This is a genomic window from Polaromonas sp., from assembly GCF_041689105.1.
Classification (GTDB): Bacteria; Pseudomonadota; Gammaproteobacteria; order Burkholderiales; family Burkholderiaceae_C; genus Polaromonas.
On the sequence record NZ_JBDNGU010000169.1, the window covers coordinates 31,279 to 46,614 of the forward strand.

Consider the following 15,336-nt stretch of genomic DNA (forward strand, 5'->3'; position numbering starts at 1 on the left):
TGGGAAAAGTCCGTGTGACGCGGCAGCGCCTTGGCCTCAAAGCAGCAGCAACGCGGACGTCGCGATCGCTGTCGGCACGAGGGTGCCCAACAAGAGGCCGCCGGCCCCCACCGATTCATCTGCGAAACCACGCCTGAGCAGCGCCACGCCGGCCGGGTTTGGTGCATTGGCGATTACCGTCAAGCCACCGCCCGCCACGGCGCCGGCAACCAGCATGTACTTGGACATATCGGGCATACCAGAGATCAATGACCCCAGGTAGGTCAGCCCGGCGTTGTCGGTAACGGCGGTCAATCCGAGCGCAACGAAGAACAGCGCCAGCGGCTCCAGGCCGGAAACAATCGGTTGGAGCCACCAGCGCTGCATGCCCCCGAGTACGACCAGGCCCGCGAGGAAGAACGCGACCAGCAGCGCCTCCTTGATGAGCAAGGCGTCCTGTTGGCGTTCATAGGCTTGGGCAAAACCCAGAAACAGCAGGAACAAGGCCAGGAAGGCGACCGGATGGTGGGCCATCACGACCACGGCTGCCAGCAACGCCAGATGCACGATCACGAGAGCCAGGGGCACGCGTTGCTGCAGCACCGGCGCGGTGGTCGAGCCCCTTAGGCGCGCCAGGTGCGGTCGCAGCACGAACGCGGCCAACGTGGCGTTGACGATCACCGCCAGCGCAGCCTTCCAACCAAAATAGGACAGCATGTGCATGGTGTCCCAATGCCATGCTGTCGCTACCATCAGCACCGGTGGCGCGGCATAGGAAGTGAGCGTGGAACCGATGGAGACGTTGACAAAGAGCACGCCGAGCGCCAGGTACTTGACGTACTCCGGCACGTCTGACCGGAAGACCTGTGGTGCGAGCATCAATGCCGCGATTGTCATCGCAGCTGGCTCCGTGATCAGCGAGCCCAGCAAAGGCACGACGGCCAGCCCGAGCCAGGCACTGGCCAGGGGGGTCGGCAAGGGCAGCACCCGGGCCACGGCGGCCACCGTGCGCAGCACGGTCTGCAGGATCGGCCGGGAGCCTGCGATCACCATCACGACGAACACGAAGAGGGGTTCGGTGTAGTTGCGTGATTCCGCATAGGCGAGCGCCTCGCCGCCGCCAACGAGGAACGCCATCGACAACACCAGCACAATGGCCCAGAAGCCGAAGACCACCTCCACCTCGCCGACGAGGTGGAACAGCCCGGCATGCTGCGGGAAACGGTGGGCCAGTCGTTCGAACTGCTTGGCGGAAAAGGTATGAATGAGCGCCACCGCAAACAGGACGGCGGCGACGATGTCGATGGTTGTTTCGGGCATGGGTTTCGGGACACGCCTTGACGGCGTAGCGCCCTGTCTATCGCCAGAGCGACAAAGTGGCGTCCCGCGAAACCGGCGCGTGCGGATCGATGCACCCTGGCAACTTGGACGGCCCCTTAATGCGCAGCTGCTTGTTGACGTTCTTGCGCCCGAACACTACCTCGATGGCCGACGGCGACACACCAAACTCGGCCGCCAGGAAACGCACCATGTGGTCGGTCGCCTTGCCCAGGCGCGGCGCCGCAGTGACGCAGACCTTCAGTTGGTGACCCTTGGGTTTGCCGATGGCGTTCTTGGAGGCGCCCGGCGTGCCCAGGATGTTTAATACCAGGACGTCACCTTCCCACTTGTAAAACGAGCCCGACCTCATAGGGCAGCCTCGCTCAGGATCACGCGCGTGCACAGCAACACCGCCTCGACTGCAAGCTGTCCACCCACCAGGCCGTGCGCCTTGAACTTCATGACCGGGCCTTTGCGGCGCGTGAGCCGCACGTCCATCACCAACTGGTCCCCGGGCTCGACTGGCCGCTTGAAACGCGCCGCGTCAATGCCCCCGAAGTAGTACATCGTCTTGTCGCCTGGGATTTCACGTAGCGTCTCGCAGGCCAGCAGCGCCGCCGCCTGCGCCAAGGCTTCGAGCAGGAGCACGCCGGGCATCACCGGACGGGATGGGAAGTGGCCCTGGAAGAAACCCTCGCTGATCGTCACGTTCTTCAGTGCCTCAATGCGCCGGCCCACCTCAAGCTTAGTGACGCGGTCCACCATCACAAATGGGTGGCGGTGCGGCAACCGATTCAGGATTTCGTGGATGTCCAGTTTCACAAAATTTTCTTGTCGACCGAGACACTGCGAGGTCGATCTGGCACTGATAGGCAGCGATCGCTAGGGTCGACACAGCGGGTTCGCGCTGAAGCAGGTCGCTGGCGGTAAGTGGTAGATATGTTAATTACACACACATATTAAATTAATTGAAATTGCATTACATTAGTCTCAAAGTATACGCCTGAATTCCTGGTTCGCGCGTTTTTGAGTCGCCAGTGGCTGTTCAGTTATTGATTGGAGATTGCCTTCATGTCCAGAAATCGCCTTCGATTTGCGAAGCTGCTCACCAAAGTGGCCAGCTGCAGTTCGACCAAGCCACCAAGTGCCCCGGCGTTAGTTCCTTCGGCGGCTGTCGCGCCGTTGATCACTATCCATGCGTCTGCTGACAAGGCGGTGGCACCGGTTCTGCGGGCGCAGTCGATGGTCGAGACGGTCGCGGCCCAACCCATGGACAAGGCGAACTCAAGGCTGACCAAACGCAGATTCCACAACTCCGACAGCGTTTTGATTCAGGACTGCCAGCTTCCCATGGTGGTCGCCCGCGCGACCTGCCTCAGGGCTGAGCGCTTGGCGACGGTCCTCAGGGCAGACCAGCGGGGTGGGAGGCTGTACGCATTGATACCAGGCCAGAAACGTGCTGAGGCCGGCAGTAAGTCGCCGTTGTTGTTGGGCGTACCGCAATCCGAGATGGCGGGCATCAGCTTCGGCCATGAGAATTCATCGGGCACGGCGCGCGACGAATATGCCGGGATCGCGAATCGCCGGGCCGACCTGAACTACCTAGGTCATTGAGGGGATCATTGTGGCATTGATGTTTGCGAGCTACGAGCAAGATTTCGACGCGTCGACCCAGGGTATCTACTCGAACAGCGCAATTCCTCGTCTAGCGACACCATCAGAGCGTTCCTGGCTGTCGCATGGATCGCAATTGCCCGGTTCTTCCGTGTCGCGGTTAAAGCATTTGATCTGGTACCAGCCATCAGGGAGCGATCAGCCAAGCGCCATAGGCGCGGTCTGGAGCGACGATACCCATTTGCATTGGGCAACACCCTTGCAAAGACGCCTGGAAGGCATCTTCAATCCACTGCCATTCATGTTGCGCTTCCCGGCAGCTCAATATGACTGGTCGCGTTTCCGCGCTGCGCTTGGCTGGTTTGACTCCATGTGCTACGCGGCCACTGACCCGGAACAAGTCCGATCTGCTTGCGAGCGTGAGCCAGAGTGGGGCCTGCGTTGTTTCCCATATGCGGGGAGTCGCCGGGGCGCGGACCTGGCGGCACTGTTGTGCCCCGCCCCTGACTGGGACGAAGTGTCGATTGACGCAATCCACGTCGCAGTGTTGGCGTCGGTAGCGAAATTGGTGCGGCAGCACGGAGCGTTGCAGGGCACCTGTCTGCAGCCTGTGCACGACGGCACAGTCGAAATCGGCCAGCTCGACGTTGCCGGCGCCTACCGTGTGCGACTGCTTGTACATTCCAATGCCAACCGCGCGAGCACCACGACCCTGGCGCAATGGGCGAACGAATTTCTTCGCGAAAATGGCATTCCAGGTGACCGCTTGCTGCTTGTATTGCCGCACCTGTCTCTTGCCGAGCCGTTGTATCCTGCGCAGCACGTGGCCATCGTTGACCTGGATTTTGGTGTGCTGGCCCGTGCCCTCGTCGCGCTGAGCTTGCCATGATGGGCCCCAAAGCGCCACAGCCGAAACTGATTGCCATCGTCAAATATTTGGCGAGCTCAGACCCAGAACTGGGAATCGAGCGTTTCGATATTTCGGATCCAGGACGGCGCGATGCATCAGTCGAGGTTGGTGTTGTACACCTCGGCGCCATCTGCCGTGTGCGCCTGACGCTCGTATCCCAGACCCCGCCGAGTCAGGCAGTTGTCGAGGGTTGTCGCGCGCACTACCGGTATGTCAAAGCGCTCGGCGGCAGGCATCAGGAAATGGTAGTCCTGCCACAAGTCACCGCGAGCAGCCCAATTTTCCTGACCCCTCACGTGGTCATCACGAGCCTTCATGCGTCGGTGATCCGGGCCGCGCTGCGGGCGCTCTCACATCAATGCAATCCACCACGGAACCGACCATGACCAACACCTTATCTTACGATCAGATCCAGGAACTCGCGGTGCAGTCGTTGCGCAAGGCGGCCCTGGACTACCACGAACACCCTACGCCTGGAAAGATCGCCGTAGCGGCATCCAAGCAGTTGACCAACCAGCGCGACCTCGCATTGGCCTATTCCCCGGGTGTTGCGGCGGCCTGCGAGGAGATTGTGGCGGATCCAGCCAACGCCATTCGCTATACCTCCCGTGGCAATCTGGTAGCGGTCATCACCAACGGTACCGCCGTACTGGGGCTCGGCAATATCGGCCCACTGGCCGCCAAGCCCGTCATGGAAGGCAAGGCCGTGCTTTTCAAGAAATTCGCAGGGATCGACGTCTTCGATATCGAAATATCCGAGTCCGATCCACTCAAGCTGATAGAGATCATCGCGGCTCTGGAGCCGACGTTTGGCGGGATCAACCTGGAAGACATCAAGGCACCTGATTGCTTCACGGTGGAGCGCGGACTGCGCAATCGGATGAAGATTCCAGTATTTCATGACGATCAACATGGCACTGCAATCGTGGTTGCTGCCGCTATCCTCAATGGCCTGCTGGTGGTTGGCAAGGAACTTGCCAAAGTGAAGCTGGTGGCATCCGGGGCAGGCGCGGCGGCTCTGGCATGTCTCAATCTGCTCGTGACACTCGGCTTCCCGCGTTGCAACATCTGGGTCACCGACTTGGCCGGCGTCGTTTATGACGGCCGCCTGGAATTGATGGACGAAGAGAAGGTCCATTTTGCACAAAAGACCGAACTGCGGACACTGGCGCAAGTCGTGACTGATGCGGATATTTTTCTGGGCTTGTCGGCCGGTGGTGTGCTCAAGCCGGAAATGGTGGCGACAATGGCGGCCGGGCCGCTGATTTTTGCGCTCGCCAATCCGACGCCTGAAATCAGTCCTGAACTGATCAAGTCGGTGCGCGACGATGCGGTGATCGCGACCGGGCGCAGCGACTACCCGAACCAGGTCAACAACGTCCTGTGTTTCCCGTATATATTTCGTGGCGCGCTGGACTGTGGCGCCAGCACCATCACGCCCGAGATGGAGGTAGCCGCCGTCCATGCCCTGCGCGAGTTGGCTATGGCGGAACAGACCGATATGCTTTCGCAGTCGTATGGCGCCACGGCCTCGTGCTTCGGTCCCGAGCATCTGATACCGAGCCCATTCGATCAACGATTGATGATGCGCATTGCGCCAGCAGTGGCGCAGGCGGCGGCTGAGTCGGGCGTTGCAACGCGCCCGATTGCCGATCTCGCCGCCTACCGCGACAAACTGCAAACCTTTGTCTATGCCTCCGGTACGACGATGAAGCCGATTTTCAGTCTGGCCAGACTCGCCACGCGCAAGCGCGTGGCGTTTGCCGAAGGCGAAGACGAGCGCGTATTGCGGGCGGCCCAGATTGCTGTGGATGAAGGTCTGGCGCGTCCGACACTGATTGGACGGCCCGCCGTCATTCAACAACGCATTGAGCGATTTGGCCTGCACCTTGAATTGGGTCGTGACTATGACGTCGTGAATACCGAGCACGACGAACGATACGGCGACTTTTGGCGAACCTATTTCCAATTGATGGCGCGCGAAGGCGTCACCGAGCAGATCGCAAAGATTGAAATGCGCCGGCGCCTGACTCTGATCGGCGCCATGCTGCTCAGAAAAGGCGAGGTGGATGGCATGTTGTGTGGAACGTGGGGGACGACAGCATTGCACCTTCACTATATCGACCAGGTGATTGGTCGCCAGCCTGGCGCAGGTGTCTACGCCTGCATGAACGGATTGATGTTGCCAAACCGGCAAGTTTTCCTGGTTGACACCCACATCAACTACGACCCCAGTGCCGAACAACTGGCCGAGATCACCGAACTGGCCGCGCAGGAAATGCGACGGATCGGACTGACCCCCAAGGCGGCTTTGTTGTCGCATTCAAGCTACGGTTCGAGCCAGCAACCGTCCGCGAAAAAGATGCGTGAAGCGCTCAGCGCTGTACGGCGGCGGGTCCCTTGGCTGGAGGTGGACGGGGAGATGCATGGCGATGCGGCCCTTGATGCTGACTATCGCATGTCATTGATGCCGTCCAGCACGTTGACAGGCGAGGCGAATCTGCTGGTACTGCCCAATATCGATGCCGCAAATATTGCGTACAACCTGCTCAAGGCCGCCGCTGGAGGCGGCATTGCGATTGGCCCCATTCTGTTGGGAGCGGCAAAGCCCGTGCACATCCTCACGGCTTCTGCCACTGTGCGCCGAATTGTCAACCTGACCGCGTTGACGGTCGCCGAAATTAACGCGAGCTGATAGCTGCTGCCATGCCCGATAACCGCCAATTGGCCATTTGCACCATGCCGCTTGTCTACGAAAGCATCAGCTCCAGGGTCCTGTTGTTCTCCACCGGCGAGACACAGAGCAGCATGCGACTCGATGATCCGCTGGCGCTCGATCTGGAATACACGCGCACGATGATGGGATTCCTGATGCTTCTTCCCGAACCGCGCAGTATTGGAATGGTCGGACTGGGTGGCGGTTCGTTGGCCAAGTTCTGCCATCGCTACTTGCCACATGCGCAGATCCAAGTGGTGGAAATCAACCCGCACGTGATCGCCGTGCGCGAAGAGTTTCACATTCCAGACGATGATGATCGGTTTCAAGTGGTATGTGCCAACGGAGCCTCGTTCATCCGCAATCGACATGCGGCCTATGACGTGCTGCTGGTCGATGGATACGATGTACATGGATTGCCTGGAGAGTTGACCTCGCAGCGGTTCTACGACGATTGTTACGCGGCCTTGGTCGCCGACGGAGTCACGGTGGCCAACCTGCACTATGGCCACCCACACTATCAGGCGCACCTGAACCGCATCCAGCAAGCGTTTCAAGGCAGGCTTCTGGTTGTGGACGACGACGAATTGAGCAACAGCATTGTCTTTGCTTGCAAGGGCGAACGGCTACGCAAGAAGGGCGGTGGGTTGATCCGGCGGCCAAAGGGGCTGGATGCAAATGCGGCTGACCATTTGCTGGCGGCTTTTTCGCGCATCGCTACGGCGCGGCGGCATCAGTGGTGGTGGTAGAACTAACGACTCAGACATAGCGCGACCCTCGGAAGGGATTCCCACTGAATGCGCCAAGAGTTATCATTGCATTACCATAGGCCCACACCATGGAACGCAAGACGGCACGCCTCACGCTACTCATTGACCCTAACAAAAAGGCGGCATTTGAGCGGCTGTGTGCGCGCCAGGACCGGACTCCGTCGCAGATCGTGCGGCAGCTGACCCGGGACTACCTGGCCCAGCATGACGTGCATTACGTGGGCAGCGGTGTGCCGGAGGCGCTATCCGACGTTGTGGAAATGACCCCGCCTCCTATGCCAGGCGCGGGGTCCGATCGCTCGTCCCGCCTCAAGCCGAGACCACCGAAGCGCAAACGGGCCTGAAGGCATGGACTATTTGCCACCCATCTCGCAATGGTTGCACCTGGACTGGGTGCTGGTGGTCATGGCGCTCTGGCTGGTGCTCGGCGTGGTCGGCGTCATCGCATTGCGCCGGCTGGCATTGGTAGCCCACGTGCTCTTCCCGATCGGCGGCCTGCTGGGTCTGGCACTCTTTGGCATTGCACTGGGCGCGATCCTGGGGACGCCCGAAGTGGCGGTTCTGCCGATTGGCCTGCCGGACCTGCCGTTTCACTTCCGACTCGACAGCTTGTCGGCCTATTTCCTGATGGTGCTCGGCGGTGCCTCGGCCGGCATCTCGGCCTTTGCGGCCGGTTACTTCCGCAAGAGCGAGGGCACGCCACCCGGCCTGATGTGCCTGGAGTATCACGTCTTTCTGACCAGCATGGTGGGTGTCATCCTGGCCGACGACGCCTACGCCTTCATGGTGATGTGGGAGACGATGGCGCTGTCGTCGTTCTTCCTGGTCACGACCAATCACCGCGTGCCGGAAGTGCGCAGCGCCGGTTACCTGTACATCACAATGGCGCGTATCGGTGCCATCGCCATCTTGCTTTGTTTCGGTGTGCTGCAGGCTAACACCGGGCTGTACACCTTCGCCAACATGCGCGCGCAGGAGCTCAGCACTTTCTGGGCCTCCACCGGATTCCTCCTCGCGGTGTTCGGTTTCGGGGCCAAGGCCGGCGTGCTTCCACTGCACGTCTGGCTGCCCGAGGCGCACCCGGCGGCGCCCTCGCCGGTGTCGGCGCTGATGAGTGGGGTGATGCTCAACACCGCCATCTACGGGTTGTTGCGCATCTCTTACGACCTGCTGCACCTGCGGTTGTGGTGGTGGGGCGGGTTGCTGCTGGCAGTTGGCATGGCCACGGCCTTGTTCGGCGTCGTGTTCGCGTCAATCCAGACCGACATGAAGCGGCTGTTGGCCTACTCCTCGATCGAAAACATGGGCCTGCTATTCGTCGGCGTGGGCCTGACGCTGATATTTTCATCCTTCAACATGCTGCCGATGGCCGCTCTGGCCTTGACCGCGACGCTGTATCACGTGGCCAGCCACGCCTGCTTCAAGAGCCTGCTATTCCTGAGCACGGGCAGCGTGCTGCACGCCACATCCGAGCGCAACCTGGGCAAACTGGGCGGCCTGATCCGCGCCATGCCATGGGTCGGTTGGTTGACGTTGCTTGGTGTGCTGGCCAGCGCCGGATTGCCGCCACTGGGCGGCTTCGTTTCCGAGTGGCTGCTGCTGCAAAGCTTCCTGTTCGCACCCAGCCTGCCGTTGCCACTACTGACGATGTTGATCCCCGTGGTGGCCGCATTGATCGCACTCGTCGCGGCGCTCGCCGGTTACACCATGGTCAAGTTCTTTGGTGTCATCTTCCTTGGCCAGCCACGTGAAGCCAAGCTCGCCGACGCGCATGACGCGGGTCATTGGGAACGCGCTGGCATGGTGTGGCTGGCCATTGGCTGCGTGCTTCTGGGCCTGCTGCCTACGCTATTCATCCAGCTTATCGATCCGGTGACGCGGCAACTGGTCGGTACGGGTCTGGGACCGAAGGTGGCGAGCAGCGGCTGGCTGTTGGCGCCCAACAGCGTGGCGCAGGCAAGCTACGGCCCGATCATCTTGCTGCTTGGCATCCTGGGCGGCTTTGCGCTGGCCTTCCTATTGGTGCGGCTGCTTTACCACGGACGGATGCGCCGCAGCTTGCCCTGGGCATGTGGCTTCCCCTGGGTCACCGCCCGCATGCAGGATACCGCCGAAGGATTCGGGCAACCGATCCGGCAAATCTTCGAGCCGTTTTTCGTCATGCGGCGAGAACTTCCCACGCCCTTCGACGAGCGGCCCCGCTATCGGGTTGTGGTCGAGGACCATTTCTGGCGCTGGGTCTACGTGCCGATCATGGAACTTTCGGCATATCTGGCCCGGCTGGCCAGCATGATGCAGCAGGGCCGCATCTCGGTGTATCTGATGTACAGCTTCGTCACGCTGGTCGCCACTCTGCTGGTGGTGATGCGATGAGCGCCGCGCCGGGCCGTCCCAGGCAAGCTCGCACCGCAGCGTCGAGTGCGAAGGTCACCCTATGAATCTGCCATGACCTGGACCGGCTTTCTCTCACAGTTCCTGGAGATCGTCATCGCGGCCGCGCTGGCGCCGCTGCTGTCTGGCTGGGTCAACCAATGGCGTGCCTGGCTGCAGAACCGCTCAGCGCCCAGTCTGCTGCAGCCTTATCGCATGCTGCACAAGTTGTTCAACAAGGACTCTGTGCTCGCCAACAACGCGTCGCCGCTGTTCCGTACGGCGCCGTACCTGGTGTTCGGCTGTATGTTGCTGGCCTGCGCGATCATCCCGACACTGTCCACAGACCTGCCGCTCGCACCGGCAGCCGACGCCATTGCGCTGGTCGGCCTGTTCGCCCTGGCGCGTGTATTCATCTCGCTGGCGGCGATGGATATCGGCACGGCCTTTGGCAGCATGGGCGCACGTCGCGAAATGCTGATCGGCTTCCTGGCCGAGCCGGCATTGCTGATGGTGTTGTTTTCGGCGTCGCTGATCTCACAGTCGACCTCGTTGCCGACCATCGTCGAAACTCTGGCTCAACGTGAATTCACTATCTACCCTGCGCTGGCCCTGGCCGGCGTGGCGTTCACGATGGTGTCGTTGGCCGAAAACGCGCGGGTGCCGGTGGACAACCCAGCCACACACCTTGAGCTGACGATGATCCACGAGGCGCTGATCCTGGAGTATTCGGGTCGCCACCTGGCGCTGATTGAATGGGCAGTGAGCCTGAAGCTGTTCGCTTATTCCTGCATCGGCCTGGCGTTGTTCTTTCCTTGGGGCGTGGCCAGGGCCCAGGCGCCGGTGGAGATGCTGCTGGCGCTGCCGGTGCTGATGGGCAAGCTCGCGTTGGGTGGTTTTCTGCTGGCGTTGCTGGAGACACTGAACGCGAAGATGCGCATCTTCCGTGTGCCGGAGTACCTGGGCACCGCTTTCCTGCTGTCGGTGATCGGATTGCTGGTCCATCTTTTGCTGGCTCACTGATATGAAACAACCCCCACGCTCAATGCTTTCGCTGTACGTGCCTCGGCCAGATGCCACGGCTCTTCGTCCTGTCCGACTCTGCGCAGGCAGAGTCGGAGCCGCAGGACTCAGCCCCGAGGGGGCCGCCAGTACCTTCGGAACGGCCGGGCGTTACTGCATGTGGCCCCCACGCTCACTGCGTTCGCTGCCCCCCGTTGGGGCGTTCAGTCCCTTCGGAACGGCCGGGCGGTACTGATATGACCGAACTTCTCACCCAGTTCGTCAACCTGCTCGGCGCCGTGCTGCTGATGCTGGCCTTCGCGATGACTGCGCAGCGCCGCATCCTGACGCTGATCTACCTATTCACGCTGCAGGGCGCGACGCTGGTACTGTCCACGGCGGTGGTTGGCTATGTCACCAACCAGCCCCACCTCTACCTGTCGGCCGCAGTGACGGCCGTGCTCAAGGTCGTGTTGATTCCCTACCTGCTGCACCGCGTGGTCGACCGCCTGGGCATCCGCTCAGAGGTCGAGACGCTCATCAACATTCCCACCACCATGCTCATTGGCATCGGAGTGGTGATTTTCTCGTTCAACCTGGCCAAGCCCATCGCACAGCTGTCCACCACGTTGGCGGGCGGTACGCTGGGCATTGCGCTGGCCTGCGTGCTACTCTCGTTCCTGATGATGATCACGCGCGCCAAGGCGGTGCCGCAGGTGATCGGTTTCCTGGCAATGGAGAACGGTCTGTTCTTTGCGGCCACCTCGGCCACCTACGGCATGCCGATGGTGGTCGAACTCGGTATCGCGCTGGACGTGTTGATCGGTGTTCTGATCCTGGGCGTGTTCATGTTCCAGATTCGCGAGCAGTTCGACAGCCTGGATATCCGCAATCTCGAAAAACTGAAAGAAGACTGAATTGTTTGCACTGGCCTTCCTGCTTGCAATCCCCTTGTTTGGCGGCATGGTGCTGGGTTTGATCGGCCACCGCGACCGGGCGCGTGACGTCAATGTCGCCTTCAGTTCGGGCACCTTCATCGCCGCGTGTTTCCTGACCGTGCAGATCATCGACGGCGGGCCAATGTTGGTCTGGGGCAAGGAGTTCTACATCGACGCGCTGAACGTCTTCCTCGTGACGTTGACAGCGTTCGTCGGTCTGACCACGGCGATCTTCTCGCGGCCCTACATGCAAATTGAGCGCGACCACGGCAAGATGACGCCGCCGCGCATGCGGCTTTACCACAGCATGTACCAGCTGTTCAGCTTCACCATGCTGCTGGCGCTGACCACCAACAACATGGGCATCATCTGGGTGGCCATGGAAGCCGCAACACTGACCACCGTGCTGCTGGTCAGCGTCTACCGCACAGCCGCCAGCCTGGAGGCGGCCTGGAAATACTTCATCCTGTGCGGCGTAGGCATTGCGCAGGCGCTATTCGGCACCGTGCTGCTGTACATGGCGGCAGAGAAGGTCATCGGCCCCGGTGGCGGTTCGGGCGGCGCCCTGCTGTGGACCAACCTTGATGCGGTCAAGGCACAGCTCGACCCCAACATCATCACGCTGGCCTTTGCCTTCCTGTTCATCGGCTACGGCACCAAGGTCGGCTTGGTGCCGGTGCACAACTGGCTACCCGATGCGCATGCGGAGGGTCCCACGCCGGTCTCAGCGGTACTCTCCGGGCTGCTGCTCAACGTGGCGCTGTACGCCATCCTGCGTTGCAAGGTGCTGACCGACGGTGCGCTGCAAAACCACCTGTCGGGTCAGCTGATGATGGGCTTCGGGCTGCTGTCGGTGGTGGCTGCGACATTCTTCATCATCCGACAAAAAGACGTGAAGCGCATGTTCGCGTATTCGTCGATCGAGCACATGGGCATGATGACCTTTGCCTTCGGCATGGGCGGGCCTATCGCCACCTACGCTGGCTTGCTGCACATGACCGTGCACTCGCTGACCAAGTCGGCTATCTTCTTTGCAGTCGGGCACGCCACACAGAAGGCAGGCACACAGGTCATGGAGAACATCCGCGGCCTCATCAAGGTCAGCCCCATGGTCGGGTGGGGCCTGATGCTCGGTTCACTGGCCATTCTGGGCATGCCACCGTTCGGCGTGTTCGCCAGCGAGTTCCTGATCGTTACCACTGCGATGCGCGAGCAGCCCTGGGCCACGCCGTTCCTGTTGCTGGCTCTGGGACTGGCTTTTGCCTCGGTATTCAGTCGCGTGCAGCCGATGGTGTTCGGCGAGACCAACGTCAAGCCGCTGGCACATCCCCCGGCACTGATCCCGGTGTTCGTCCACCTTGCGCTCGGACTCATGCTGGGTCTGTATATCCCGCCCTATCTGGATGCCTGGTACCGGCAGGCCGCCGCGATGCTTGGGAATTGACGACATGGCGATGCCAATTCCCGATCCAGAATTGCGCCCGTTGTGCACACTGACGCTCGATTTGTTGCGTTTGCCGGCACCCTTGCCCGTATGGCGGGCACGCGTCGATGCGGCGCGGTGGCTGGCCGCCGCACACACTGTAGCCGAGTCGGGTGGGCGGCTGATCTCCCTGTGGGGCATCGACCGCAGCGCATCTGGCGGCGGCATGGTGGTCTGCGCGACCTATTGCGTGTTGGAAGGACTGGTCTGGCTGGAGCTTCCTGTCGGTCACACAGCCGCCTACCCCGATCTGTCGGGTGTCTTCCCCTGCGCCGGTCGCATGCAACGTGCAGCCGCTGATCTGTCGGGACTGCGCGCTGACGGCCAATCGGACACACGCGCCTGGCTCAGCCATGGCCTGTGGGCCGGCGGCGCACCGCTGCAGTCGGGTACGCTGCCAGTGGGCAGCGCGCCCGGCACGCTGCCAACGGACTACCCCTTCGTGCGCGTCGAGGGTGACGGCGTGCACGAGATCGCCGTTGGCCCCGTGCACGCCGGCATCATCGAGCCCGGCCACTTCCGCTTCTCGGTCGTTGGAGAAAAAGTGCTGCGGCTCGAAAAGCACCTGGGTTACACCCACAAGGGTATCGAGCGGCGCTTCACCGAACTGGCACCGTTGGACGCATACCGCCTGGCGGGGCGGGTGTCCGGCGACTCGACAGTGGCATTTGCCTGGGCCTACTGCATGGCGCTCGAATCCGCCTGGCAATGCGATATACCGCAACGGGCCGTGTGGCTGCGCGCATTGATGCTCGAGCGCGAGCGCGTGGCCAATCACCTCGGCGACCTCGGCGCCCTTGGCAACGATGCAGCACTGGGTTTCGGACTGGCACAGTTCTCGCGGCTGCGCGAGGACTGGCAACGCCTGTCTGGCGCGGCGTTTGGCCACCGGTTCATGATGGACAGCGTGGTGCCCGGTGGCGTTGCCACTGATCCGACGCCGGACCTGCTACTTCGCCTGACCCAGCAATGCGATGCCATCGAGGGTGAAGTGCGCACCTTGCGCACGGTCTACGACGAACACGCCGGACTGCAGGATCGATTCCTGACCACTGGGCGCGTGTCTCCGGAACTCGCGGCGCAACTGGGCCTCACCGGCCTCGCCGGGCGCGCCAGCGCCCAGGCTTTCGACCTGCGCTGCGACCAAGTCTGGCCGCCCTACGATCAACTGGAAGTCAAAATGGCCACGCAGCGTGATGGTGATGTTGCCGCCCGCGTCGCGGTCCGGTTTGACGAGACTCTGGAATCCTTGCGGCTGCTGCGCAGGCTGTGCGCAGGCGCACCGGCCGGAGCGATTCGCGTCGACATGGTGGCGCCGGGCGTCCCAAGCGTCGGGATCGGATGGGTCGAAGGCTGGCGCGGTGAGGTGCAGGTGGCACTAGAAGTTTCGGCCACCGGCCACATTGTGCGTTGCCATTGCCACGACCCGTCCTGGCAAAACTGGCCGGCGCTGGAGCACGCGGTGATGGGCAACATCGTTCCGGACTTCCCGTTAATCAACAAGTCCTTCAACCTGAGTTACTCGGGGCACGATCTCTGATGTGGCATATCCTCAGACAAGTCGCACGGCACGGTATTCTCACCGAGCCGCCACCGCGCATCGAGGAGGCCGACCGCGCACGGATTGATCGCATCCATGCCGGCCTACTCGAAATTCTCGGCCAGGCACTCGCCATCCGCGCAGTAGATGCCGGCTCATGCAACGGTTGCGAGCTGGAGATCCAGGCGCTGGGTAATCCGTACTACAACATCGAGGGCCTGGGCATCCGATTCGTCGCCAGCCCGCGCCATGCCGATATGCTGCTGGTGACCGGCCCTGTGTCCCGGCACATGGAAGAAGCGTTGAAGCGCACTTACGACGCCACGCCGGAACCCAAGCTGGTGGTCGCGGTGGGGGACTGCGGATGCGATGGCGGTATCTTCGGCGAGAGCTACGCCAGTTGCGGGCGGGTCTCAAACGTCATTCCAGTCGATGTAGTCGTGCCGGGCTGCCCGCCGCCGCCGATGGACATTTTGCGCGGCATCCTGAGTGCCGTGCGCCAGCGCGCGCAGGCCCTGGCCGGACGCTGACCTCAACGACGACGCGCTCGCAAAGCCTAATGCCCATCCACTACGCAAGACGATTGGTCGGACCGAAGCGTTCGGCTGATGCAAATCAGCAACTGGGCTTCATCCTGTGCTTCGTTGCAGGCACAGTCCACGCATTGGGCATTGCCGCGATGCTCGCATATAAC

General features: G+C 61.8%; 14 protein-coding genes and 1 pseudogene. 11 read left to right on the forward strand and 4 right to left on the reverse strand.

Annotation, left to right across the window (positions count from 1 at the left end; all coding sequences use genetic code 11):
* Positions 1-36 precede the first annotated feature (36 nt).
* The 3 genes from ACESMT_RS17360 to fabZ are packed head-to-tail and all read right to left on the reverse strand — an operon-like array spanning position 37 to position 2,115.
* Positions 37-1,299 carry a putative Na+/H+ antiporter gene (locus ACESMT_RS17360; RefSeq protein WP_372827851.1) on the reverse strand — a complete coding sequence of 421 codons (1,263 nt, stop codon included), beginning with the start codon at positions 1,297-1,299 and terminating at the stop codon, positions 37-39.
* A gap of 37 nt (positions 1,300-1,336) precedes the next feature.
* Positions 1,337-1,669 (reverse strand): DUF167 domain-containing protein, encoded by a 333-nt coding sequence (locus ACESMT_RS17365; RefSeq protein ID WP_372827852.1) that lies wholly within the window; start codon positions 1,667-1,669, stop codon positions 1,337-1,339.
* Complete coding sequence (gene fabZ, locus ACESMT_RS17370; RefSeq protein WP_372827880.1) at positions 1,666-2,115, reverse strand: 3-hydroxyacyl-ACP dehydratase FabZ; 450 nt, start codon at positions 2,113-2,115, stop codon at positions 1,666-1,668. Before fabZ ends, ACESMT_RS17365 begins: the two co-directional genes overlap by 4 nt.
* 255 nt (positions 2,116-2,370) lie before the next feature.
* Between fabZ and ACESMT_RS17375 the strand changes: the two genes are divergently transcribed.
* Both ACESMT_RS17375 and ACESMT_RS17380 read left to right on the forward strand, forming a co-directional pair.
* Entirely contained in the window at positions 2,371-2,913 is a 543-nt protein-coding gene (locus ACESMT_RS17375; RefSeq protein WP_372827853.1) for a hypothetical protein, read from the forward strand.
* Between the two features lie 10 nt (positions 2,914-2,923).
* The gene (locus ACESMT_RS17380; protein ID WP_372827854.1) at positions 2,924-3,802 is read left to right on the forward strand and encodes a hypothetical protein; all 879 of its coding nucleotides are present in this window, start codon (positions 2,924-2,926) and stop codon (positions 3,800-3,802) included.
* A 116-nt stretch (positions 3,803-3,918) separates the two neighbouring features.
* On the opposite strand, the gene ACESMT_RS17385 is transcribed toward ACESMT_RS17380, so the two are convergent.
* A complete protein-coding gene (locus tag ACESMT_RS17385) occupies positions 3,919-4,140 on the reverse strand; it encodes a hypothetical protein (RefSeq protein WP_372827855.1) in 222 nt (73 codons plus the stop codon).
* Between the two features lie 65 nt (positions 4,141-4,205).
* Between ACESMT_RS17385 and ACESMT_RS17390 the strand changes: the two genes are divergently transcribed.
* From ACESMT_RS17390 to ACESMT_RS17430, 9 genes and pseudogenes are all read left to right on the forward strand, one after another.
* Positions 4,206-6,518, forward strand: coding sequence for an NADP-dependent malic enzyme (locus tag ACESMT_RS17390; RefSeq protein ID WP_372827856.1), 2,313 nt, complete (start codon positions 4,206-4,208; stop codon positions 6,516-6,518).
* 11 nt (positions 6,519-6,529) lie between these two features.
* Positions 6,530-7,288 (forward strand): transferase, encoded by a 759-nt coding sequence (locus ACESMT_RS17395; protein ID WP_372827857.1) that lies wholly within the window; start codon positions 6,530-6,532, stop codon positions 7,286-7,288.
* 89 nt (positions 7,289-7,377) lie between these two features.
* Positions 7,378-7,527, forward strand: a pseudogene (locus ACESMT_RS17400) (CopG family transcriptional regulator); the annotation flags it as partial.
* Between the two features lie 130 nt (positions 7,528-7,657).
* Positions 7,658-9,682 carry a hydrogenase 4 subunit B gene (hyfB, locus tag ACESMT_RS17405; protein ID WP_372827858.1) on the forward strand — a complete coding sequence of 675 codons (2,025 nt, stop codon included), beginning with the start codon at positions 7,658-7,660 and terminating at the stop codon, positions 9,680-9,682.
* Between the two features lie 72 nt (positions 9,683-9,754).
* Positions 9,755-10,702: a respiratory chain complex I subunit 1 family protein gene (locus tag ACESMT_RS17410; RefSeq protein WP_372827859.1), complete on the forward strand. Its 948-nt coding sequence runs from the start codon at positions 9,755-9,757 to the stop codon at positions 10,700-10,702.
* 236 nt (positions 10,703-10,938) lie between these two features.
* Positions 10,939-11,598, forward strand: coding sequence for a formate hydrogenlyase (locus ACESMT_RS17415; RefSeq protein WP_372827860.1), 660 nt, complete (start codon positions 10,939-10,941; stop codon positions 11,596-11,598).
* Position 11,599: 1 nt separating this feature from the next.
* Positions 11,600-13,063, forward strand: a complete 1,464-nt coding sequence (locus ACESMT_RS17420; protein WP_372827861.1) for a hydrogenase 4 subunit F — start codon at positions 11,600-11,602, stop codon at positions 13,061-13,063.
* Positions 13,064-13,073: 10 nt separating this feature from the next.
* On the forward strand, positions 13,074-14,642 hold the full coding sequence (locus ACESMT_RS17425; protein WP_372827862.1) for an NADH-quinone oxidoreductase subunit C: 1,569 nt from the start codon (positions 13,074-13,076) through the stop codon (positions 14,640-14,642).
* A complete protein-coding gene (locus ACESMT_RS17430; RefSeq protein WP_372827863.1) occupies positions 14,642-15,172 on the forward strand; it encodes an NADH-quinone oxidoreductase subunit B family protein in 531 nt (176 codons plus the stop codon). Before ACESMT_RS17425 ends, ACESMT_RS17430 begins: the two co-directional genes overlap by 1 nt.
* Positions 15,173-15,336: the final 164 nt, after the last annotated feature.

Excerpts from the sequence above, each read along its gene's own strand:
- ACESMT_RS17390 (WP_372827856.1), top strand. The coding sequence starts at position 4,206 with ATGACCAACACCTTATCTTACGATCAGATCCAGGAACTCGCGGTGCAG.
- ACESMT_RS17360 (WP_372827851.1), bottom strand. The coding sequence starts at position 1,299 with ATGCCCGAAACAACCATCGACATCGTCGCCGCCGTCCTGTTTGCGGTG.
- ACESMT_RS17375 (WP_372827853.1), top strand. The coding sequence starts at position 2,371 with ATGTCCAGAAATCGCCTTCGATTTGCGAAGCTGCTCACCAAAGTGGCC.
- ACESMT_RS17385 (WP_372827855.1), bottom strand. The coding sequence starts at position 4,140 with ATGAAGGCTCGTGATGACCACGTGAGGGGTCAGGAAAATTGGGCTGCT.
- ACESMT_RS17365 (WP_372827852.1), bottom strand. The coding sequence starts at position 1,669 with ATGAGGTCGGGCTCGTTTTACAAGTGGGAAGGTGACGTCCTGGTATTA.
- ACESMT_RS17410 (WP_372827859.1), top strand. The coding sequence starts at position 9,755 with ATGACCTGGACCGGCTTTCTCTCACAGTTCCTGGAGATCGTCATCGCG.
- hyfB (WP_372827858.1), top strand. The coding sequence starts at position 7,658 with ATGGACTATTTGCCACCCATCTCGCAATGGTTGCACCTGGACTGGGTG.
- ACESMT_RS17430 (WP_372827863.1), top strand. The coding sequence starts at position 14,642 with ATGTGGCATATCCTCAGACAAGTCGCACGGCACGGTATTCTCACCGAG.
- ACESMT_RS17425 (WP_372827862.1), top strand. The coding sequence starts at position 13,074 with ATGCCAATTCCCGATCCAGAATTGCGCCCGTTGTGCACACTGACGCTC.
- ACESMT_RS17395 (WP_372827857.1), top strand. The coding sequence starts at position 6,530 with ATGCCCGATAACCGCCAATTGGCCATTTGCACCATGCCGCTTGTCTAC.
- ACESMT_RS17415 (WP_372827860.1), top strand. The coding sequence starts at position 10,939 with ATGACCGAACTTCTCACCCAGTTCGTCAACCTGCTCGGCGCCGTGCTG.